General features: G+C 59.9%; 22 protein-coding genes. 12 read left to right on the forward strand and 10 right to left on the reverse strand.

Features of this window, described 5'->3' with window-relative positions; genetic code table 11:
• Window positions 1–212: 212 nt before the first annotated feature.
• The 3 genes from F6X40_RS09890 to F6X40_RS09900 all read right to left on the reverse strand — a co-directional run bounded on the left by F6X40_RS09890 (window position 213) and on the right by F6X40_RS09900 (window position 4,497).
• A complete protein-coding gene (locus F6X40_RS09890; protein ID WP_187627643.1) occupies window positions 213–554 on the reverse strand; it encodes a hypothetical protein in 342 nt (113 codons plus the stop codon).
• 188 nt (window positions 555–742) lie between these two features.
• On the reverse strand, window positions 743–3,376 hold the full coding sequence (locus F6X40_RS09895) for an AAA family ATPase (RefSeq protein WP_187627644.1): 2,634 nt from the start codon (window positions 3,374–3,376) through the stop codon (window positions 743–745).
• Complete coding sequence (locus tag F6X40_RS09900) at window positions 3,373–4,497, reverse strand: exonuclease SbcCD subunit D (RefSeq protein WP_187627645.1); 1,125 nt, start codon at window positions 4,495–4,497, stop codon at window positions 3,373–3,375. Before F6X40_RS09900 ends, F6X40_RS09895 begins: the two co-directional genes overlap by 4 nt.
• Before the next feature lie 164 nt (window positions 4,498–4,661).
• On the opposite strand from F6X40_RS09900, the gene F6X40_RS09905 reads away from it, so the two are divergent.
• Entirely contained in the window at window positions 4,662–4,880 is a 219-nt protein-coding gene (locus F6X40_RS09905) for a hypothetical protein (RefSeq protein WP_222946036.1), read from the forward strand.
• 292 nt (window positions 4,881–5,172) lie between these two features.
• Complete coding sequence (locus F6X40_RS09910) at window positions 5,173–5,781, forward strand: hypothetical protein (RefSeq protein WP_187627646.1); 609 nt, start codon at window positions 5,173–5,175, stop codon at window positions 5,779–5,781.
• Between the two features lie 1,294 nt (window positions 5,782–7,075).
• Here the strand turns inward: F6X40_RS09910 and F6X40_RS09915 are convergent.
• The 3 genes from F6X40_RS09915 to F6X40_RS09925 all read right to left on the reverse strand — a co-directional run bounded on the left by F6X40_RS09915 (window position 7,076) and on the right by F6X40_RS09925 (window position 8,588).
• Window positions 7,076–7,375 carry a hypothetical protein gene (locus tag F6X40_RS09915; protein ID WP_187627647.1) on the reverse strand — a complete coding sequence of 100 codons (300 nt, stop codon included), beginning with the start codon at window positions 7,373–7,375 and terminating at the stop codon, window positions 7,076–7,078.
• A gap of 95 nt (window positions 7,376–7,470) precedes the next feature.
• Window positions 7,471–8,055, reverse strand: a complete 585-nt coding sequence (locus F6X40_RS09920; RefSeq protein ID WP_187627648.1) for a hypothetical protein — start codon at window positions 8,053–8,055, stop codon at window positions 7,471–7,473.
• Window positions 8,056–8,138: 83 nt separating this feature from the next.
• Window positions 8,139–8,588 carry a hypothetical protein gene (locus F6X40_RS09925; RefSeq protein WP_187627649.1) on the reverse strand — a complete coding sequence of 150 codons (450 nt, stop codon included), beginning with the start codon at window positions 8,586–8,588 and terminating at the stop codon, window positions 8,139–8,141.
• 190 nt (window positions 8,589–8,778) lie between these two features.
• Between F6X40_RS09925 and F6X40_RS09930 the strand changes: the two genes are divergently transcribed.
• The 4 genes from F6X40_RS09930 (at window position 8,779) to F6X40_RS09945 (ending at window position 11,114) form a co-directional block, all read left to right on the forward strand.
• Window positions 8,779–9,147: a hypothetical protein gene (locus F6X40_RS09930; protein ID WP_187627650.1), complete on the forward strand. Its 369-nt coding sequence runs from the start codon at window positions 8,779–8,781 to the stop codon at window positions 9,145–9,147.
• Window positions 9,144–9,605 carry a hypothetical protein gene (locus F6X40_RS09935; RefSeq protein WP_187627651.1) on the forward strand — a complete coding sequence of 154 codons (462 nt, stop codon included), beginning with the start codon at window positions 9,144–9,146 and terminating at the stop codon, window positions 9,603–9,605. The genes F6X40_RS09930 and F6X40_RS09935 overlap by 4 nt, the downstream gene beginning before the upstream one ends.
• Window positions 9,606–9,647: 42 nt before the next feature.
• Window positions 9,648–10,064 carry a hypothetical protein gene (locus tag F6X40_RS09940; protein WP_187627652.1) on the forward strand — a complete coding sequence of 139 codons (417 nt, stop codon included), beginning with the start codon at window positions 9,648–9,650 and terminating at the stop codon, window positions 10,062–10,064.
• Window positions 10,065–10,208: 144 nt separating this feature from the next.
• Entirely contained in the window at window positions 10,209–11,114 is a 906-nt protein-coding gene (locus F6X40_RS09945; protein WP_410452392.1) for a hypothetical protein, read from the forward strand.
• A gap of 444 nt (window positions 11,115–11,558) precedes the next feature.
• On the opposite strand, the gene F6X40_RS09950 is transcribed toward F6X40_RS09945, so the two are convergent.
• The 3 genes from F6X40_RS09950 to F6X40_RS09960 form a co-directional block, all read right to left on the reverse strand.
• Window positions 11,559–12,062, reverse strand: a complete 504-nt coding sequence (locus F6X40_RS09950) for a hypothetical protein (RefSeq protein ID WP_187627654.1) — start codon at window positions 12,060–12,062, stop codon at window positions 11,559–11,561.
• Window positions 12,052–12,210 carry a hypothetical protein gene (locus tag F6X40_RS09955; protein ID WP_187627655.1) on the reverse strand — a complete coding sequence of 53 codons (159 nt, stop codon included), beginning with the start codon at window positions 12,208–12,210 and terminating at the stop codon, window positions 12,052–12,054. Before F6X40_RS09955 ends, F6X40_RS09950 begins: the two co-directional genes overlap by 11 nt.
• 169 nt (window positions 12,211–12,379) lie before the next feature.
• On the reverse strand, window positions 12,380–13,429 hold the full coding sequence (locus tag F6X40_RS09960; RefSeq protein ID WP_187627656.1) for a TPM domain-containing protein: 1,050 nt from the start codon (window positions 13,427–13,429) through the stop codon (window positions 12,380–12,382).
• A gap of 211 nt (window positions 13,430–13,640) precedes the next feature.
• On the opposite strand from F6X40_RS09960, the gene F6X40_RS09965 reads away from it, so the two are divergent.
• From F6X40_RS09965 to F6X40_RS09990, 6 genes are all read left to right on the forward strand, one after another.
• Window positions 13,641–14,168 carry a hypothetical protein gene (locus F6X40_RS09965; protein WP_187627657.1) on the forward strand — a complete coding sequence of 176 codons (528 nt, stop codon included), beginning with the start codon at window positions 13,641–13,643 and terminating at the stop codon, window positions 14,166–14,168.
• 165 nt (window positions 14,169–14,333) lie between these two features.
• Window positions 14,334–14,561, forward strand: a complete 228-nt coding sequence (locus F6X40_RS09970; protein WP_187627658.1) for a hypothetical protein — start codon at window positions 14,334–14,336, stop codon at window positions 14,559–14,561.
• 148 nt (window positions 14,562–14,709) lie between these two features.
• On the forward strand, window positions 14,710–14,976 hold the full coding sequence (locus F6X40_RS09975; RefSeq protein WP_187627659.1) for a hypothetical protein: 267 nt from the start codon (window positions 14,710–14,712) through the stop codon (window positions 14,974–14,976).
• Between the two features lie 252 nt (window positions 14,977–15,228).
• A complete protein-coding gene (locus F6X40_RS09980) occupies window positions 15,229–16,281 on the forward strand; it encodes an RNA-guided endonuclease InsQ/TnpB family protein (RefSeq protein ID WP_262421416.1) in 1,053 nt (350 codons plus the stop codon).
• A 126-nt stretch (window positions 16,282–16,407) separates the two neighbouring features.
• Window positions 16,408–16,650, forward strand: a complete 243-nt coding sequence (locus F6X40_RS09985) for a hypothetical protein (RefSeq protein ID WP_187627660.1) — start codon at window positions 16,408–16,410, stop codon at window positions 16,648–16,650.
• Window positions 16,651–16,733: 83 nt separating this feature from the next.
• Window positions 16,734–17,543: an SIR2 family NAD-dependent protein deacylase gene (locus F6X40_RS09990; protein ID WP_187627661.1), complete on the forward strand. Its 810-nt coding sequence runs from the start codon at window positions 16,734–16,736 to the stop codon at window positions 17,541–17,543.
• 38 nt (window positions 17,544–17,581) lie between these two features.
• Here F6X40_RS09990 and F6X40_RS09995 read toward each other — a convergent pair whose 3' ends face one another.
• Entirely contained in the window at window positions 17,582–18,130 is a 549-nt protein-coding gene (locus F6X40_RS09995) for a hypothetical protein (RefSeq protein WP_187627662.1), read from the reverse strand.
• Window positions 18,131–18,194 lie beyond the last annotated feature (64 nt).

Genomic DNA, 18,194 nt, shown 5'->3' on the forward strand with positions numbered 1-18,194 from the left:
TATACGGGCGGCCCAAGGGAATAGATGGCTTAGAATTCGTTGAGTCGCATCCGATGGTCGCGTCTGTGCGGAGGAGAGAGGCGCGGCGGGCGCAACCGGCCGCCTGAGGGTGCAGCAATCCGTGGAATGAAAAGAGCCTCCGGACAATCGGAGGCTCTGAAAGAATGACGAGGCCGGGAACAGCGTCTTGCGCGAGGATTCGCGACGAACGCTTACCGGTGCAAAAAGTCGGTCATCTCTTGCGAGAACGAACCGTCCTCGGCGAACACTTCAATTTCCTCGTCGTTTTCATCAACGAGGTAAAGCGGCCATGCGTCTCGGCTATTGAGCGGTCGGTACAGCCGATAGAACTTGCCTCTTACCTTGAACTTGATATTGGCCACCGTGAGACCTCCTGAACCGAGGTCCTGCTGCACATCGAACGGAGCTCCATCGTGCTCGAACTCGGCATCCGGCTGTTCGGCAGTTTCCAGGTTGATGTAGATTCGGCCATAGCACTTCAGCAGGCTGGCTTCGTTGAAGAGGTCGCGGGGGATGACTCGGTTGTAAGACATATATTGTCCCTTGAGATATCGAATTATAGCGGCGGCAGTCCACTGTTTTGACCAGTGCCTGCCATGCTTTCCTCATGCGTATAGAGAAAAAAGGCTGACACCGCGCGCGCCGACTGAAATGAAAAGAGCCTCCGGACAACCGGAGGCTCTGAAAAATTACGAAGCGGCTGCTTACCGTGGCCGCTTGCTTATGCGGCGGCTTTCAGGTCCTCTAGCGCGCGCCTCTTGACTCCCAGGTCGTTCCATTTCTCCGGCTCGCAGCTGAGAACAATGATTTGATGCCGGGTCGCGGCGTCGAGCAGCGCCTTCTTGATAGCGGAAAGGCGCCCGGGGTCGCTGTTGACCGTCGCGTCGTCGAACATCAGCAGCGTCGGCCGGCCGGCTGCCTGAAGCATGTCGGCGTATGCCAGCCGCGTCAGGATGCCAATTTGCTCGCGGGTCCCGCCGCTCAGCGCGTCGAGCATGTTCAGGCGGTCACCTCGTTGCAAGGCCACCGGCCCCAGGTCGTCAGCAACCGACATCTGCGCTTGCGGGAAGACGTATTTGAGGTAGTGTTCGAGTCTCTTGGTGAGGGGTGCCCGCAGTTCCCGAATCGAAGCGTCACGCTCATCCCGCAGCAGTTTTTCAAGCAACGTCAAGGCATCCGCGCGCGCCGTCAACTCCTCTTTGCGGCGCTGAGCCTGTTCAATGCTTGCGTTCACCGTCGCAAGCTTCTCGCCAACGCCGGACGCGCCGACAGTTTCGAGCCGCACGCGCAGCTTGGTGATTCGCGTCGCACGTTCCTGCTGCTCTTCGCGCGCCATCGCAGCGGACTTTTTCAGGCGCAACACTTCCGCAACTGGGTCACCGTTTCTGGCGACCTCAATCTCTGCCTCGGCAGCCCCGACCTGCTTTTCGAGCACTTCGACCTGATTTCGCTTTTCGACGAGCGCGGTCTGCCGCTCCGAACGCTCAGCGACGAAAGCGGGGTCGCTTACCCGCGCGTGCTGCTGCGCTACCGCATCGGACAAGGAATCGACGCTCGATTTGTCGCCCGACATCTTTGCTGATGCCTCGGCCAATGCGTGGCGTGCGGCCTCAAAGCGCGCGAGCGTCTCGGCGGCTTCGCGCTTCGCCTGAGCAAGAGGAATGGCGTTTGAGACATCGGGCAGCGTCCCGAGCCGGCCTTCAGCCGTGGAAAGCCGCGTGGCGTCCTGAGCGAGTTGTGCCTTGAGCGCTTCGATGCCATGCGGGGCATGAAGCGACAAGATTTGCTCATGGCTCTTCTTTTCCGACACCAGCCCTTTCCAGCGTTCATTGCGAGCGTCGGCTTCTGCCGGCGACGCGACCCCGAGGGCTTGCAGCAGAGAGTGCTGCTCGGCTTCGAGCGCTTCGAGTTGGGACGTGATTTCAGAAACGTTTGACACGCCGGGGATGACAGTCAGTTCACCGAGGCCAGGCAGGCCGAATACGGCCTGCGTTTCCAGGGACAAGGAGCCCGTTCCGGAAACGGCTTCGCCGTTGAGGGTGATGCCACCCGTCAGCCGGTACTCGAGCCGCGTGAGCGCCGCGTCCTTTTGCGCACGCAAAGGTACGATGTCCCGCGCTACGATTTTGAGTCGCTTAAGCTTTGCCGCATCGACCTCCTCGGCGGCGGCGTCCCGGGTGGCGACCTGAACAGCGGTGCTAGCAGCTTCCGCCGCCGCAATCGCCTTTTCTAGTCGGGCGATTTCGCCCCGAAGCATACCGATTTGGTTTGCGAGGTCGCTAGCATTGACCGCAGCGTTGGCGGTGTCCAGGGCTTTCGTCGCGACTTCGTGTGCGTTCTTTGTGAGCGCCACTTCATTCGTCGCATGCTGATAGGCTTCTTGCGTAGCCACGAGCGCAGCCTTGGCTTGTTCCAGCTGGACCCGTTGCTTCTCGAGGTTGGCTTCAGCGGTCGCGGCGGTTTGCTCCTTGTCGAGCAGCAACTTCAACTCCACACGGGCGAGGGCGAGTGTCTGCTGCAGCTGGGCGAACTGGGACTCGAGCTGCTTTACGGCGTCGGCACGGGCCTGGGCCTCTGCAGCTTGCACGTCAAGCGCCTCCCATGGCTTTTTGAGTTCGGTCTCGTTGAAAGCCGCCTGCTGTGTTGCCAGGTGACCGAGGTCCGCCTCATATTCCGCTCGCTGAGCCTCAAGCTCGGTGCGTTCGGTCTCAAGTTCGGCGAGGCGATTAATCGCGGCGAGAAGGGGGCCGGTCGGGCGACGCTGCTTGTCGGTCAGAAGCTCGAGCAGGGTGCGTTCGACTGTCGCGATGAGTGCATCTTCACCCCCTGACATCGTGCTCCCCGACAGCTGGCCGAGCGCGTCTCGCAGATAGCTCGCCGCGTGCCCGCTCGCGTCGCCGACTTGCTGCGCCTCGCCTTGGCGAACCCATAGCAGGCCGGGCACGCCCGCCTGGTCCGCACGGATGCCACCGGACTTTGAAGGCGAAAATCCGAACAGCTCAGAGAGGCGTTCTTCGGCTTCGTCGCCGCTCAGGGCCGTCTTGTTGCCGTCGATAAGCAATTCGCAGCGCTGGCCCTTGATGAACTGCTTCTTCAGAACCATTGACGTTCCGTCGACCTCGAACACGGCTTCGCCACTCGGCTGTGCGCTGGGCTTCGTGTCAGGAAGGATGTCGAGTTTGCTGGTCTTGTACCGCTCGAGGAACAGGGTGCGCACCGCTTGAACAAGCGTGCTCTTTCCCGATTCGTTTTGGCCGGTGAAAACGTTCAGGCCCGGCTCGAGACCGTCGACGACCAGCTCACCAGTAAACTGCTTGAAGTCGCGGACTGTGACGCTTTTAAGAAAAAATGTCATGCGGTTGCTCCCACAACGTCCCGTTGGAATTTCGCAAGCATCAGAAGCGCCTCGGCGGCCACTCTGCCCTGGCTGACATCGGCTTGCAGCTCGCGCAACTGGGCAACAACTTTCGCAACGTAACCACCCTGGGCGCCGAGCGCGGCAAGTTCGTCGTCTGTCGGCAGCACTTGCAGCCCGGTCGTGTCTGCGCGCAATGCTCGCACACGAGCGCGCGTTTCTTCGACTGCGAGATTGATGGATTCTGCTTCAGAGAGGGACATCGCGCCAGTGACGATAACGCGCAGGACGTCGGCGTCGGAGAGCTCGGCGAGGTTCGCTTTAAGCTGGTCGACGTCGGTCGGCAGCGAGACCTCCGGTTCCCAGCGATGCCAGGTGTATTTTCCCACTCGCTCCGGCGTCACTGCCGGTACCGCACCGGGTTCGCTCAGTGTCACATGGAGGACAAAGCCAGAGCCGTTGTTCTTGAATCGGTCTTGCTCGTGCGTCCCCGCGTACCACGTCCGCTCGTCGACCGATTTCATGCCGTGCCAGTCCCCGAGCGCGAGATAGTCGAGCCTCGCGGTAGCGGCGCGGTCGGCAGCAATCGGGTTTGTGGAGTCCACCAGTTCTTGCAGTTGGCCAGTGACGCTCCCATGCGCGAGGCCGACGCGGACATAACCATCAGGAGATTCTGCCTGGTCGAAGAAAGCAGTCGTGTCTTCGTACGTATTTCGCTGGGTGAGGGGCGCGCAGAGCAGGGCAAGCTTCAGGTCGTCAAAGACGCGGACGCCGGGTTCGAGAACGACGTGCACGTTCGCGGGAACGCAATTCAGGCGCTGTGCGCGTTTCCAAACAGACTCGGCAAGCGCCGCGTCGTGATTTCCCGGGAGAAGGACCCACGACCCGGTGAAACCAGCCAAGGCGCCGAAAAGCCGGCGGATGACGGTGTCAGTGACAGTCTGCTGGTCGAAGACATCACCTGCGACGAGAACTGCGTCGACCTGTCTCTCGGTCGCAAGCGCCGCGATTCTTCTGACCGTCTCGAACCGCGCCTCGGCCAGATGAGCCGCTTCCTCAGGTTCAAACTGACCAAACTGCGTGCCGATTTGCCAATCTGCCGAATGCAAGAATGAAAACAAGATGGACCCCCGATTTTTCAGGCTTTTGTTGGACGCGCGGACTCGCGCGAGGGTATATTATCGCACGCAAGTGACGCCAATCGTTAGAGCAATAAATGGGTTTGAGAGGCGTGTTGACAGGCGCTATACGGAATAGGACAACCCGTTAAAGGACACCTTTACAAATGAGCACAATTCAACCGACCCAATTGCAGATGTTCTACCAGGAACAGCGGAAAATCGCTGACGGAAACGCAACGTTTCTCGACCTCGTGCGTGACGGCATGACGCGTGAGGAGCTCGCGACCAACATCGCGCGCCGCCCGAGCCTGTGGGGCCGTTTTGCGAACTGGCTCGAGGTTCTGCCGAGCACGGCGCTCCCGACTAACGCCCAGCCCGTCTAACCTGAAGGCTTTGCGCCCTCAGTCATTCGAAGCCCTCCGATGAATTCGGAGGGCTTTCTTTTGGGCGGGCAGTCTTGTGACGGAGTTACCCCTTCAGCCTTTTGGCCGGCCTGTCCGGGTGTGCTGCTGTTCCGCTTGGTTCCACAAAGGGCTGTGTCGACTCGTTGCGCGCGCCAAGCGCTCATCCATCCCATTATCTTGTTCGCGATTCGGATTCGCATTCTTCATTGCGCCGGGCCACCACTTCATAATTGCTACACGAAGGAGGAACTCTAACCCTTCGAGGCCATCTGTGACCAAACCTGAAATCCTTTACCACTATTCGGCGCCCGACAACAGGGAAAGCATTTTGACCCTCGGCTTGAGCACGCTGTTCGACCAGACCGGCTATGACGCCATATTCCTTACGGATGTGCTACGTCCGCAACCGGCGATGGATTGCTGGGAAGTCGACGTCAGGGGGCTGTGCTTCGAGCCCGACGAAACCGGTGGAGAAGTAAGCGGCGAGGCGTGGTGGCAGTTCGACGAAAGCATCAGCCCGTGCCGCCTACGCCTCGTGAACCCGAACGGAGAAGCCGCAACGCCGAGTCCGCGAAAACGGGTCTACGGCATGTTCGCTTCAGCGACCGACCGGCCGAAGCTTCCATGGAATCACATCTACGGAAATCGGTTTCAGGTCGACATGTGCGGAGCAGACCCGATTGCAATCGAGGTTCGCATCATCGATGCTCCAGACCCCGGTTGCTACTTCGCGTGGCACGACTTCAAGCGCGACGCACTCTCGCACGTGTACCCCACGGAGTTGATGGTTCGGATGTGCGACCCGGGCGGCTTCGGCCCCGCCACGGCTCGCGGCGAAGGTAACGTCGTCGCCGTGACCATTGCCGCGCACAAAGGATGACGCGATTCCACCATGATTTATCTAAGCGACAAAGGACTGAAGGTCCTCAACCGGACAATCATCAATCAGGCTTGCAGTCAGACGACGTAATTCGAAGCCGCCCACTCGGGCGGCTTTTTGTTGTGTACCGAGCATGCTCAACAACTCGAGGGTGAAAGTCCCTTATCACGCCAGATGGCGGCGAAGGATTAGTGAAGCGCAAGGGCGTCGTCGCGAGGCGGGGTCTGAAAGAAGCGTGGAGCAACGCCATGACCTGACGGGCAGAAACCCGATACGAGGCTTACCCAGCCGGACGAGCCAGCAAGTGATTGCGAAGTCCATAGCCATCCAGAATTGGCGCGCGTCTTGGCGGGGTCCTACACTGCGTGTCTCCAATCAATCTGGTCGCGTTCTGATGCTCAATCGTCTTGCTGTTGCCGTCGCCCTCACGGTATTGTCCGCTCCGTGTTTCGCGTCGGGACCCCTTTACACATACCGCGTACCCGTCGCTGGCCTTATTGCCCAGGCACCGGCAGGTGCGTCGGCGCCAAGCACCGGACATGCCTATTCGACGCTGACAGGCGGAGCGGGCTGCTGGACCGTTTCGAGCGATGGCTTGACGGCAAGTACGACCGGCAGCAGTTCCTCCGCCTGTACTCTCCTCGGGGGCGGGTACCCATACCAGTCCTCGAAGCTCGGGGTTTCGTCAGGAAAGTGGTACGCCGAGTTCTATTTCACGACCGGCGGCCCGTTAACCTACGCCGGCATTACGAACAGCTCGGAACTCGACGAAAACGGGGCGTTTCCGACTGGGTCCTACGCAGGCGTAATGCTGGATATGGATAACAAGACGTACACCGTAACACGCAACTGCCTCCAGCTCACAGTCACGCCGTCGCCGACGGCTCCTGCCGGGCCAGTCGCAATCGGCGTTGCGGTCAAAGCGGGGGCATCCGCAACCGTGGTCGCCAATTTTGGTCAGTCACCCTTCCACTGCGCGGTCCCCGCAGGGTACAACAGCGGCTTGTATCAAGGACCTTGAACTGGAAAGGCCCCCGTTCTGTCGAGCAGGGGCCTTTTTTCTTTGGCCGGGAAAATGCAGGCAGGGCGTTTAAAGACACGCCTGGCGTGCGACGTGGGAAATTCGGCCTCATGCCCGGACGGAAGCCACGAGGCGAATACTACGCTTGGCCGTACCCACCTTCCTTACCGTCCAAACGTATCGGCATACCACCGCTCGTAGCAGAACAGAAGCGGAAAATGGGGGATTACCGACTGGACGTGCCAACGGTTAAGCTAGCTCAGCAAAGTAAAGTCAGTGGACGACGGGCCTCAGCTTGACGGTGTCGTAGACCGTACGCGCCAGGTCGCCGATTTCCTTTTCGGCATCTTCGACGCTTTCGTACGTGGTCGCGAAACGCATCACGTCGCTCAGCTTGCGGACTGAGTCACGGAGGCTTTCGTGAAGCTCCGGCCGAGGCGTGAGCGTAAGCACCGGCTTTTCTTCGGCAGCATCTTCGATGGAGATGGTGCCCTCGCTGTCGAGGAAGTACACAGAAGACTTGAACGCGGCGTGAATGAGTGTTTCGGTCAGAGCGGTTAGTTCGTCTTTCATCACAGTCCCCTTGAGTTTCGTACCCAGTGTAGCTAGCGCGGCGGCGCGCCTTTGGTTCATTGGCGCGCGTGCCGAGCAGTTCAGCTCGCTTGAATTCAGGCTGGGGCAAGCCCGAATGGATAGTGGCGTTGGGACCGCTCTTCCTCGGGCATGTACTGGAGGTAGGTGCCGTTAGCCAAGGCTTCAGCCTTCAGGTCGCGCGCGGACAGGCCCTGCGCTCTGACTTTCCGAAAGAACTGAACAACAGTGGGCCAGTCCGGAGCGTCCGGCGAGCCGAAGTGCACCAGATAGCCGGCAAAGGCGTGAGCATTCGCGTGTCCCGGCCGGTCTTCAATGAGCCAGTCATCCGGCGTACCGACAGCGCCCTTGTCCGGGGTGATGACAATGCGCTCATTGAAGGCCTGAAAGGACTCTCGCGTCCAAAGCAGCTTCTCCGTCGCGGAGAATGGATTGCTGTCGGGAATTTTCGTGAGCGCCCACGTGGGCCAGCCGTCCCTGCGCAGTTCGTGTACCGCCTCCTGAGCATGTGCAACGAGCGGAAGGTCCCGATAGAAACCGACCTTTCGCTTCGCCTCCGACGGGGGAAGACCGTGGTGCTTCGCACCGCTCTCCAGGTCCGCGAGGACTCCGTCGAGGTCGAAATAGAGGCGCGGTAAGCGCGGGTAGTTCTTGATGCTCATGTCGGTTCCGGGGCGAGAGGAGATGAAAACGTTCTCCTCCTATAGCGGGCGCTCTTATACGAGAGGGGGAACGACGAAAGCGGTCAGCCCAGGTAAATGTTCAGGACGCTTTCGATGTTCGTGGCGGAGGTCTTGACGCGAAGCAGGGGGGTATTCGCTGAAACCTGCAGGTAGGGCGCGTCATTCGCACTCAGAAGGCTGGCCGGAGGTTTCTGCCCGCCGACCACGTAATGCTCTTCCACAGTCGCGAGGCCCTCGAGCAGCGGCTCAAACGCAGCACCTTGGCGGGTACGAGCGCGGAGATACATGGAAAGCTTCTCCTTGTTCATCCGCACAGCGACCTGCGCGTCACCGTGGCGGGGCAGCGTGTAAATCCAGGTGGGTGCCGTGGGCTTGAGCGCCGGCGAGTCGTCGCGGCCGTGGCCCGAGTCGTGCGTCAACTGGGCACCAAATTTCGACTTCAAGACATCTATCGCCGCGCGCACGTCGGCGCCGACATGGATATCCCGTTCCTCAATAGCGGTCAATGGCATCAGATTTTCCCCCGTTCAGAAATTGTTTTTACGTCGTGCGATTGTACCGCGACAAGCTCATGCTCCGCAGGCCGTCTCACATTGAACCCTATTTTATCTTTCGGGGCATGTTTTGTAAAGGTTGTATAATCCTTTACATTTGCTAAATGGAAGGCGCGTAGAAACGCGCTTTTGCTCCCTGGGAAGTTCTATGGAAGACGACTTTACACAGCAGCCCAACCCGGCGGCGCGCGCACTCGGACGTCGTTATCTGGTCGCTGTTGACGCGGCCGCAGAGGCTAAGCGCGAACTGCAGGCGGCGAGCGAGGCGCTTGCGGCTGCAGCATGCCCGCACAAACGAGGCGAAACGGCGGTGTCGAATGGCTTCACGTTCGAAGGCAAGACCTTCCTGGTTGAACAGGTCTCTATTGAGACTGAGGCGCGTTCCAGGAACCCGTCTCGGCTCAGATGGCGCGCGGAAGGGCGGGTTTTGAAGCGCGATGGCACGCCGTCGCTGAGCTGGGCTTACTGCGAAGGTGAGTTTGACCCGCTGGGTGAATGGACCACGGAGTCGAAATGAGAAGGGTTGTCGGCGTTTTTTCGCAGGTCAAACACACCCTTTCGGTAGAGGCGGCCACGGCGGGTGAAGCGGCGCAGCTTGCTCTGGAGCGTGTCCAGGATGCGGTTGACCAGGCTTTACACCGCTCTGAGCTGCTTTGCCTGTGCGTACATGACACAAGGTACGTAGCCGTCGGAATCGATAGCGGTCGGGGAGGGAACTGGCGTTTCGTCGAGGTCACAACGCGTATTCATGACGCGCTCATCTCCAGCGCAGGGACAGACGATGCAGCCCGCGCGGAATGCGTCGCTCTCGTGCGCAGAGAACTCGAGGAGGGGCAGTGGAACGCGCAAGGGCTACTCAGCGCGCGAATCGACTTCGTCAGGTCTTACTCAGTAGACCACGTGGACGTCAACGCCGAGGCCTTTGAAGTGTCGGCGAAGCGGCAGCTAACAGGTTGGACTGCGACTTCGAATTAACAGGTGCCGGGTGCCGGTGGCAGTTTTGGAAAGGAGGGGTTGATGGAAGTTTTACTCAAACTGAATGAGATGCATGCGGATGTCCTGGAGGATGCGTTGAACCTTTGGTTCCGTGTGGGCATGGGGCATCTGGAAGAAGTCGAGGCCGCGCTGCGCTTGCGCCTGCAGACGGATAGAAAACCGGACTTCGAGGCTCTGGCTGGACTGGCGACTGCTTTGAAGGAAGCGAAGCCGGCGCTTTTTGGCATCGACACTCATGCGCATTACGGAGTTGCTTCGCACCGAACGCCCGAAAGCGCAAAGGTCGCGTGCGACATCCACGACGCGCTCCGTCATGCGCAGGCGTGGGCGCGCCGCCCAGAAGGGGGTATTACGGTCGATTTTGACCCGCCTATGCATTACTCGAGGCAGCCGCTTCCTGAAGTGCAAGTCATTCAAGCTCCCGCCGCGCCCGGCTAATCCGCGAGCCACACCACAAACATGAACTTTTCAGTGCTCCACGGAGTGCCATTTCTTACTGCTGCGCCGGCTCTACAAAGGCTACCCGCCTTCAAGGTCGATACAACCGCCATCACCGTATCTGGCATATCGGCCGGCGCCTTTATGGCCCAGCAGCTGCAGGTCGCCTATTCCGACGTGTTTTCAGGGATGGGCAGCGTTGCTGGCGGCCCGTTCCTATGCGCTGACGGTTCTGTTATCGGCGCCTTCGCGGGCATGCGCGCAGAACCTGCGCCACAAGCTGACTACCTCATCCATCGGACAGAAACGCTGGCAGAGCACGGCCTTATTGCGCCGCTGACGAACCTAAAAAGGGCGCGCTTCTGGCTATTCCACGGCGCGAAGGACCGGGTCGTCTCTCGCGCGACGGTCGATGCCCAATATGCGTACAACAGCCATTTCGCCCAGCCGGATGCAGTCAAGCTCGTCGGCGAAGTTGACGTCGAGCATGCAATGCCGACAGACGGGTTTCACGACGTTCCTGCGCGCCCCGGACTCGAGACCTGCATTACCAACGCGGGCTATGACGCAGCGGGTGAACTGCTGACGCACCTATACGGGCCGCTTCGCACGCGTGTCGCACCGACGTCGCCCGTCGTGGCATTTGACCAGCGCGATTTCGTTGGCGGCGCGCCGTGGCATGGGATGTCGACGACGGGGTACGTCTATATCCCGAGTGGCGCGCGCGAAGGGCGCACATGCCGGTTACACGTTGCGCTGCACGGCTGCGGCCAGCAGGAGGCGAGAATCGGCCGGGCGTTTGCGGAGGGCGCGGGCTACAACGGATGGGCCGAAGCGAACGACATCATCGTTCTTTACCCTCAAGCGCACGCGATTTCTCACATGTTCTTCATGAACACGAAAGGAAGCTTCGACTGGTTCGGGTACGACTCGGTGCGTTACTACGGCCGCGAGGCCCGGCAGCAGAAGGGCATCGTCGGGATGGTGGATTGCCTGTCAGGTGGGCGAATCTTTGCGGGGAACGACTCGCCGGTCCTTGCAGCGGCCTGAGCGGGCCACAGTCGCGCGTCCGGACATGCGCTTGCCCGCCAAAAGAAAAACGGCTCGCCAGAGAAGGGCAAGCCGTTTTTCCACAGTGCGGAATCTCTCAGCGAATTTCGTGCTTAGGCCGCGACGTGGTGCGCGTGATGGTGCTTCTGGTGGTGCTGAGTGTGGTGTTTGGTAGTGTTCGCGAACGATACAGCGGGAACAGCGACTGCGGCCAGAAGAAGCAGGGCGAAGCAATTCTTGACAACGTTTTTCATGTCGGGCGTTTCTCGAAAGGGGTATCGATAGGTTCTCAGGACGGGCACCGAGTCACAGCGCCCGTTGCATTATACCGACTCCTCGCGCCGGCACGACTATCGCAACTCCCAATGTCGCTCCGACTCGATATCGGTTGCGCACTGCATGCGTGGCTGACCGAAGCCCGCAGTGCGCCGGACCCGCCCCCAGCTAACCCGGGAAGGCGCTTTGGTCGACTGAACCTCCGTCCTCAGCTTGCTGGCGCCTCAACTGTGCCGGCTTCGGCCCCCGATGTTTCGCCGCCGCAGTCTCGCGTGCCTGAGCCTGATGCCGGTCTTCGACGGGAACGACACTTGTCACCGCGCGCTTTTCGACCACGAGCAGCATTCCTTCGCCGAAAGGCAATTTGCATGTCTGCAGCGTGTCAATCGCCTGTATTGTGCGCGATGTCAAAATCTCGTCACGAATAGCCTGTAGGTCGACGCCCTTGACCCGTTCGAGGTAACGAAGGAGCGCGTGTTCAGTGACCACCGGCTTGGTGGCCGTCGCCTTCAGGTTCGCAATGCTCTGTTCCACCGCCTGAATTTTCGAGTGCACGCTGGCATAGGCGGCCTGCGCCTCTTTCCGGGCGGCGTCGCGCTCGGACAATTCGACCTTGAGTTTCTGAAGGCGGGATTCGAGATGTTTGAGCTCGTGAGCAGCCTTAAGCGACATTGTTCGTTGCACCGGTCGACGCTGCGGTCGTTGCAGCCGCGAGCGCTGCCCTGCGCGCCGCCCGCTCGCGATGCGAGCCTATCACCGCATCGGCGTCTGGCCAGCTTCCGTCGACGACCGCGCGCAGATACTCGAGGTCCATACTCATGTTCAGCATCCCGTCGTACAGGTCCGAGAAAAACGCCCGCTGCTCTTCCGGTAGCGCTTTGAGATGGCTGGAGACAAGTCGGTTTTGTTGGCACAGTTTGCAATCACACATCGTTGTTCTCCTTGAGGAACCACCGGAGTGCCGCGTGCGCCGACACTCCGTGTCAAGCCTAGAAATCCGAGCCGCCGCCGGTGAAGTCAATGCTGGGCGAGGTGTCGCTAGTAGAAGACGATGACGACCACGAAGAATCGTCGGTTCGGCTGGTGGACGGTTCGTAGGCGGTACGCGGACTTTCATACGCGGCACGGTTTATTGCGCTATTGACAACGTAGCCTGTGACGAAGTCCGCGCCGGAACTGGAATCCGAGTCACTTCGGCGGCTCGACTCGCCGCGACTCGCGCTCGAGGTGCCCGTCGTGCGGGGCGTGCGCGGGGAGTCGCCGGCCCCACTGCGAGTGCTCGGCACGCGGCGGCGCGCTTCGGACACTGAGCTGTGCTGCCGCACGGAGGTCTTTTCTCTTTCTCGCGCTTCTTGTTCGCGGGCCGACCGGGCACTGCCACGGAAGCGGAACAGCACTCCCACGAGGAACACGGAGCTGATGACCAACACGCCGTATGCAACGTCAGCACCGGACAGGGGCGAACTGGCCCGGGCGACAGCGAGGGCGGCAGTAGGTTGTGAAACGTTCGGCGTGCTGTCGGAGCTGCTGACGGGGTTCGCCGCTGCTATCGTCTGGCCCAGGCGGTCAACGCCCGCATTGAGACCCCCGGCATAGTCGCCCCGGTGCAGGTTCGGGCCAATGGTCTCTTTCGCTATCGCTGTTGCGACGTCGCTTGTGATGACCTCCTGAAGGCCGCGACCGATTTGCAGAAAAATCTTGCGGTCGTTCTTGGCGACCAGTACGACGACGCCTTTTTCCATTCCGGCTTTGCCCGTCGGTCGCCACGCTCTGGCGACCCGGAGAGAATAGGCCTGCGCGCTCTCGGTGCCCGTGCTCGGCACCATGAGAATTTCAATCTGCGCGTCGGTGGCCCGCTCAACAGCATCGAGCTTGGCTGCAAGACCGCTCTTGTCCTGTTCCGAGAGCGTGTCAGTCAGGTCGACGACCTGACCCGCGATTGGAATGTCGACGACCGCAAACGAAGTCGATGCGAGAAACGATAACAGCAGTCCCATGGCGGCTTTGGCGAGCCGCGCGGGGCGTGACACTTGGGTCATGAAACAGGCCTTTTATCTGGTGTTTCCTGCATTGTAAAGTGCTTCGACGCTTTACAAAACATTTTTTGCTACACACCTCAAGGTCATCAGCTACCCGTCGTTTCCGGGCCGCGAAAGCGGTGTGGCAAAAGGCGTTTGCAGTGCTTTTCTCGTTTCTTTCTCTCTTTTCCCCTAGGGCAGATGGATAATGCTCACAACTCGAGGGACATCCATGACACAGCCGGAAATTAAAAAGCTGCACATCGGCGAGGACGAGTTCTCGTTCTGGACGAGTCGGCAGCTTGCGAAGTTACACGCTCAGCACATGACGGAGGCGTTTCGCAATCTTGCGTATGAACCTCGCTGCCTCACCGGTCACACGGAGGAATGGTACATCCGGGTTCAGGATGTGCGGGGGGAGGGGATTGACGCTGAAGGCCGTACGATAGGGCGCCAAGCACTTCAGTACATCGAGGACCTCGCGCACTCGCGCCTGCTTGCTGCCGATTATCAGCGTGACGAGCTGTTTTCGCAGCATTGTGCGACTTGGTACATGCTGGACCCGCTGGCTGTCGTCGAAGACGGAGTGCCCGCAGACGAATACGCGACGTGGGCGGCGATGACAACCCAGTTGGTGAAGCAGCATGCCTCGGAAGAGGACATCGCTGCGGCCATCAAACGGCGATATCACGACGGCGCGGGTAAGGAACTCAACGACGAACAGGCCGCGAGCCTGACGGAATTGTTTAAGCCAGTGTAATACAGTTTTGCTATGACTTTACCGACGCCCGTCGCGCATCTGCGACCGGGCGTTTTTCTTTAATATTTGCAGATTTTGACGAAGCCGCATGGGTCACCCCTTCTTGCAGCCGTGTGTCCGATAGTCGCTATACGATTTATCTCAACTCTAGTAGGAGTGCGAGGGATGGTCGAAAAGATTATGGGTAAGGTCTTTGTGAAGGTTTCGGGGTACCGCGACATCCGGCAAGGCGATATTTTCCGCGCTGCCGATTTCCGTGGCGGCAAGGGTCCGATTCTCCGTGCGCTCACGGACGCCATCCGGCTTCCTAGCACGCAAAACCCGGAACACCACATCTGGCGCGTCGACGTCGAGTCATACGAGGGCGCAAATATGCTCGGGACTGCGCACTGACGCTCTCCAACGGCGGCCCCTGGAACGACAGGGGCCGTCCTTTTTTGGGCGAGAGTCAGGCGGCACGCAACAGGCGATAATGGCCGACATCGAGTCGCATAAGACGAGAACGCTACACGAAATTACTTCCCCGCAAAGAGACCTAAACATGGCTGAGAGTCCGAATTTTCCACTCGGCGGACGCACCCCTGAAGAAGTGGCCCAGGATGTCCAGCGGCGACATAGCATCGAAACGCGCATCCGGGCGATACTTAAGGATATGGACAACTGGCCGGAACTCGCGGAAGCCTTGGCGAGGTCCCACGAAGAAACCCGCGCCGCCATCACCAATCCGACCGCGATTGACCCGGGCACTCCGCCCGAATTGTTGGAGCTCTTGAAAAAAGACCCCTTCGCGCTGTCTCGCTTCTGCTGAGCCGCGCTATCCGGTAAAGTGTCCGGGCACGGAACGACTCGGGCAGGGCGGCCGGGAAATTTGCGGCGCTGCCTTGCTTTTACCCTAGCTTCGCGCGAAAAGCCTCGGCCTTAGGCCGGGGTTGGATAGCGCATTGTTAACAAGCGCCTTCACTTTTGTGTAAAGGCGCGCTAATATAAGGGTTCAAACACACTTTGACTCATGGCCGCCCGTAAAAAGTCCGACCCTACACTTTCAACACGCACGCTCCGCATGCGTATGAAGGACCGGCACGCACCAGAGCTGCGGGAGTCGGCTTTTCACGTCAACCAGGTCTGGAACTTTTCAAACGAACTCAGTTTCAAGGTGTGGGAGCGCGAGCGCCGGTTTATCAGCTCCAACGAAATCGACGGGTACACGAAGGGTGCGACGAAAGAAGGCCTGCCGCTGCACTCGCAGACCGTGCAGGCCGTCAGCCAGGAGCTGGTCGCGCGCCGCATCCAGCACAAGAAAGTGAAGCTGCGCTGGCGCGTGTCGAAAGGCTCGCGTCGCTCGCTCGGCTGGATTCCGTTCAAGGCGAGCGCCCTCCGCTATCGAAACGGCCAGGTGTTCCTGTCGGGTTTCGACAAGCCGCTTTCGCTGTGGGAAAGCTACGACCTCTCCAAGTACGAACTCGGCTCGGGCAACATCAGCGAAGACGCGCGCGGGCGCTGGTACCTGAACGTCACGGTCAAGCTCAAAAAGACACCAAAGGCGTCTCTCGGTGCGGTCGAGAAGTCGGTCGGCATCGACCTGAACCTCAAGGAATTCGCCGCGCTCAGCGATGGTTACGTCGTCGAGCTCGAGAAGAACTATCGCAAGCTCGAGTCCGAGCTTGCGAAGGCGCAGCGCGCCCGCAAGAAAGCGCGCGTAAAGGCAATTCACGCGAAAATCAGGAATCGTCGGAAAGACCAGCTGCACAAGCTTTCCACTGCGCTCGTAGAAGAGTACGGCGCAATTTTCATCGGCAACGTGAACGCTTCAGCCCTTGCGAAGACGCGCATGGCGAAGTCCGTGCTGGACGCGGGCTGGAGCACGTTCCGAACCATGCTGCAATACAAAAGCGATGACGCGGGCGTGTGGTTCGATGAGGTCGATGAAGCGTTTTCAACCCAGACCTGTAGCTGCTGTAACACGCGCACAGGCCCGAAGGGCCTGGACGGTCTGCGAATAAGAGAATGGGCGTGTTCGCACTGTGGCGCGTGGCATCACCGCGACATCAATGCGGCAACAAACATTCTCGCGGCGGGACGTCGCCGTCTAGCAGTAGGAATCCCCGTCCTTTAGGGCGGGGAGGACGTCAAGAATTACGGACTCAATCTGCAAGTCACGGGACTCGACACGTTCAACTGTGTTCGAATTTCCTCAAGCGCAAATTGCTAGACTTGGAACTCAACCAAAGGGAGAAGAAGAATGAAGCGCAAAGCGTCACTTGCAGTACTGGCCCTCACCTTGGCCATGGTCGCCGGGCAGGCTCAGGCAGCCGGCTGTTTGAAGGGCGCGGCTGCTGGCGCCGTAGCGGGGCACTTCGTCGGAAAAGGCCACGCCGTGCTCGGCGCGGTCGGAGGCTGCGTGGTGGGTCGCCATCTTGCGAACAAGAAGGCAAAGGAAGACGCGGCAGCGCGCAGAGGCGCACAGCAGCAGCTGCAAGGCTAGACAAGCGGCAGCGCGCCGCCGAACGTTAGGCAGCCGGCAATCGATGACGGCTGCCTTTTTACTCGCAAAAACTGTAGGACCGTATGTCTGCGCCATCCCTCTCTTCGTTCAACGCGCCAAAAACTCCGCCGCGCCTTTACGTCTTCTCAGGCGCGGGCCTGTCCGCCGAAAGCGGCATCTCTACGTTCCGTACCGGCGACGGCATCTGGACCAAAGCTAAAATCGGAGAGGTTTGCGACTTCAACACATGGCGCCGCAACCGTGACGCGGTGTTTTCGTTCTACAACGGGCTGGTGGAGCACAAGCTCGACGCGAAGCCGAATGCGGCTCACCGCATCCTGGCGAAATGGCAGGAGATGTGGGGCGCTGACCGGGTCCGGCTGCTGACTCAGAACGTCGACGATTTGCTCGAGCAGGCCGGCGCGACGGATGTTGTCCACCTGCATGGAGACATGCACTCGCTGCTCTGCACGGACTGTGACCACCGTTTTCCGAAGAATAATGAGTATTACGACCCGGCGGCGGCCTGTCCAACCTGCGGACAGGTGGAACCCGTCAAGCCGGGGGTGGTGTTCTTCAATGAGTCAGCCCCAAACTATCGGTTCCTTCAGCATATGCGCCGCGACCTCACTGAGGACGACATCGTCATCGCGGTCGGGACATCATTCGAGGTGCTGTCGCCAGTCGACCTGTTACCGCCACCGCGCTGGAACGATGTTGACCGGAACATGCTCGTCGACCCGGCGCCGACCGGCACGGAGTTCTTTGGAGTGGTGGAGGCGCATCCGGCTACCATCGGGCTGCGCAATCTGCATGAACGGGTGATGGACCTGATGGGTGACAGCCCTGACTCGCCCCTGTGGCGCGAGTTGCGGCGCGCGCAAGAACGGTGAGTCCTGCGTGCTAAAGCAGCGTTAGTGACCGTGGCGGGTCATATGTTTCCCAAAACGTAGCCGAGTGACCCCGAGCGACCAGTCCGTTTTCCAACGACGCATGCGCTCGCATAGTCCTCAAGTTCTTCTTCCCACATTGGCCAGTGCGAAATTGTGAACACCTCGCCGTTGCGAAGGGTAATCCTGAACAGGATGTCATCGCCGGCATCCCGGTCAATGGGTTCAATGCGTTCAATGCGCCTTCCGGTCAAGACGGCAGGAAGACGCACCGCGCCAATCAAGGCTCCGAGTCCCCAGCCCACGACGAGCAGCATCAAAACTGGTGGTACCAAAAGAGTGGCCGGGATAGCTGCCAGCACCCCCATAAATTCCAGCCCCAGCGCCCGAAAAACGTAACTCAAAAGCAAAGACCCAACCGCAAAACCGCCGACCAGTTCCAGACCACTCCGACCAGTAAAGAACCACACTGCGAACAGCACGGGAAGCGCTATCGCCATCAAGGCCAACGGAAACGTCGCTTTTTCTACGACGTAGCTGACCCATGCTTTACGCAGCACGCTCAATGCCGCCTTGCTTTGCTTTTCCACTTCTTTTCCTTGCGAAGGACCTTTCAGGGTCTGCGTTGTAGAACCGGGTATAGCCTATAGCCCC

Origin of the sequence: Paraburkholderia sp. UCT31, from assembly GCF_014397655.1 — a bacterium.
Classification (GTDB): Bacteria; Pseudomonadota; Gammaproteobacteria; order Burkholderiales; family Burkholderiaceae; genus Paraburkholderia; species Paraburkholderia tuberum.

Coding starts and splice junctions, on each gene's coding strand:
- F6X40_RS09890 (WP_187627643.1), bottom strand. CDS start 554: ATGTCTTACAACCGAGTCATCCCCCGCGACCTCTTCAACGAAGCCAGC.
- F6X40_RS09895 (WP_187627644.1), bottom strand. CDS start 3,376: ATGACATTTTTTCTTAAAAGCGTCACAGTCCGCGACTTCAAGCAGTTT.
- F6X40_RS09905 (WP_222946036.1), top strand. CDS start 4,662: ATGAGCACAATTCAACCGACCCAATTGCAGATGTTCTACCAGGAACAG.
- F6X40_RS09915 (WP_187627647.1), bottom strand. CDS start 7,375: ATGAAAGACGAACTAACCGCTCTGACCGAAACACTCATTCACGCCGCG.
- F6X40_RS09920 (WP_187627648.1), bottom strand. CDS start 8,055: ATGAGCATCAAGAACTACCCGCGCTTACCGCGCCTCTATTTCGACCTC.
- F6X40_RS09925 (WP_187627649.1), bottom strand. CDS start 8,588: ATGCCATTGACCGCTATTGAGGAACGGGATATCCATGTCGGCGCCGAC.
- F6X40_RS09930 (WP_187627650.1), top strand. CDS start 8,779: ATGGAAGACGACTTTACACAGCAGCCCAACCCGGCGGCGCGCGCACTC.
- F6X40_RS09935 (WP_187627651.1), top strand. CDS start 9,144: ATGAGAAGGGTTGTCGGCGTTTTTTCGCAGGTCAAACACACCCTTTCG.
- F6X40_RS09940 (WP_187627652.1), top strand. CDS start 9,648: ATGGAAGTTTTACTCAAACTGAATGAGATGCATGCGGATGTCCTGGAG.
- F6X40_RS09945 (WP_410452392.1), top strand. CDS start 10,209: ATGGCCCAGCAGCTGCAGGTCGCCTATTCCGACGTGTTTTCAGGGATG.
- F6X40_RS09950 (WP_187627654.1), bottom strand. CDS start 12,062: ATGTCGCTTAAGGCTGCTCACGAGCTCAAACATCTCGAATCCCGCCTT.
- F6X40_RS09955 (WP_187627655.1), bottom strand. CDS start 12,210: ATGAGTATGGACCTCGAGTATCTGCGCGCGGTCGTCGACGGAAGCTGG.
- F6X40_RS09960 (WP_187627656.1), bottom strand. CDS start 13,429: ATGACCCAAGTGTCACGCCCCGCGCGGCTCGCCAAAGCCGCCATGGGA.
- F6X40_RS09965 (WP_187627657.1), top strand. CDS start 13,641: ATGACACAGCCGGAAATTAAAAAGCTGCACATCGGCGAGGACGAGTTC.
- F6X40_RS09970 (WP_187627658.1), top strand. CDS start 14,334: ATGGTCGAAAAGATTATGGGTAAGGTCTTTGTGAAGGTTTCGGGGTAC.
- F6X40_RS09975 (WP_187627659.1), top strand. CDS start 14,710: ATGGCTGAGAGTCCGAATTTTCCACTCGGCGGACGCACCCCTGAAGAA.
- F6X40_RS09980 (WP_262421416.1), top strand. CDS start 15,229: ATGCGTATGAAGGACCGGCACGCACCAGAGCTGCGGGAGTCGGCTTTT.
- F6X40_RS09985 (WP_187627660.1), top strand. CDS start 16,408: ATGAAGCGCAAAGCGTCACTTGCAGTACTGGCCCTCACCTTGGCCATG.
- F6X40_RS09990 (WP_187627661.1), top strand. CDS start 16,734: ATGTCTGCGCCATCCCTCTCTTCGTTCAACGCGCCAAAAACTCCGCCG.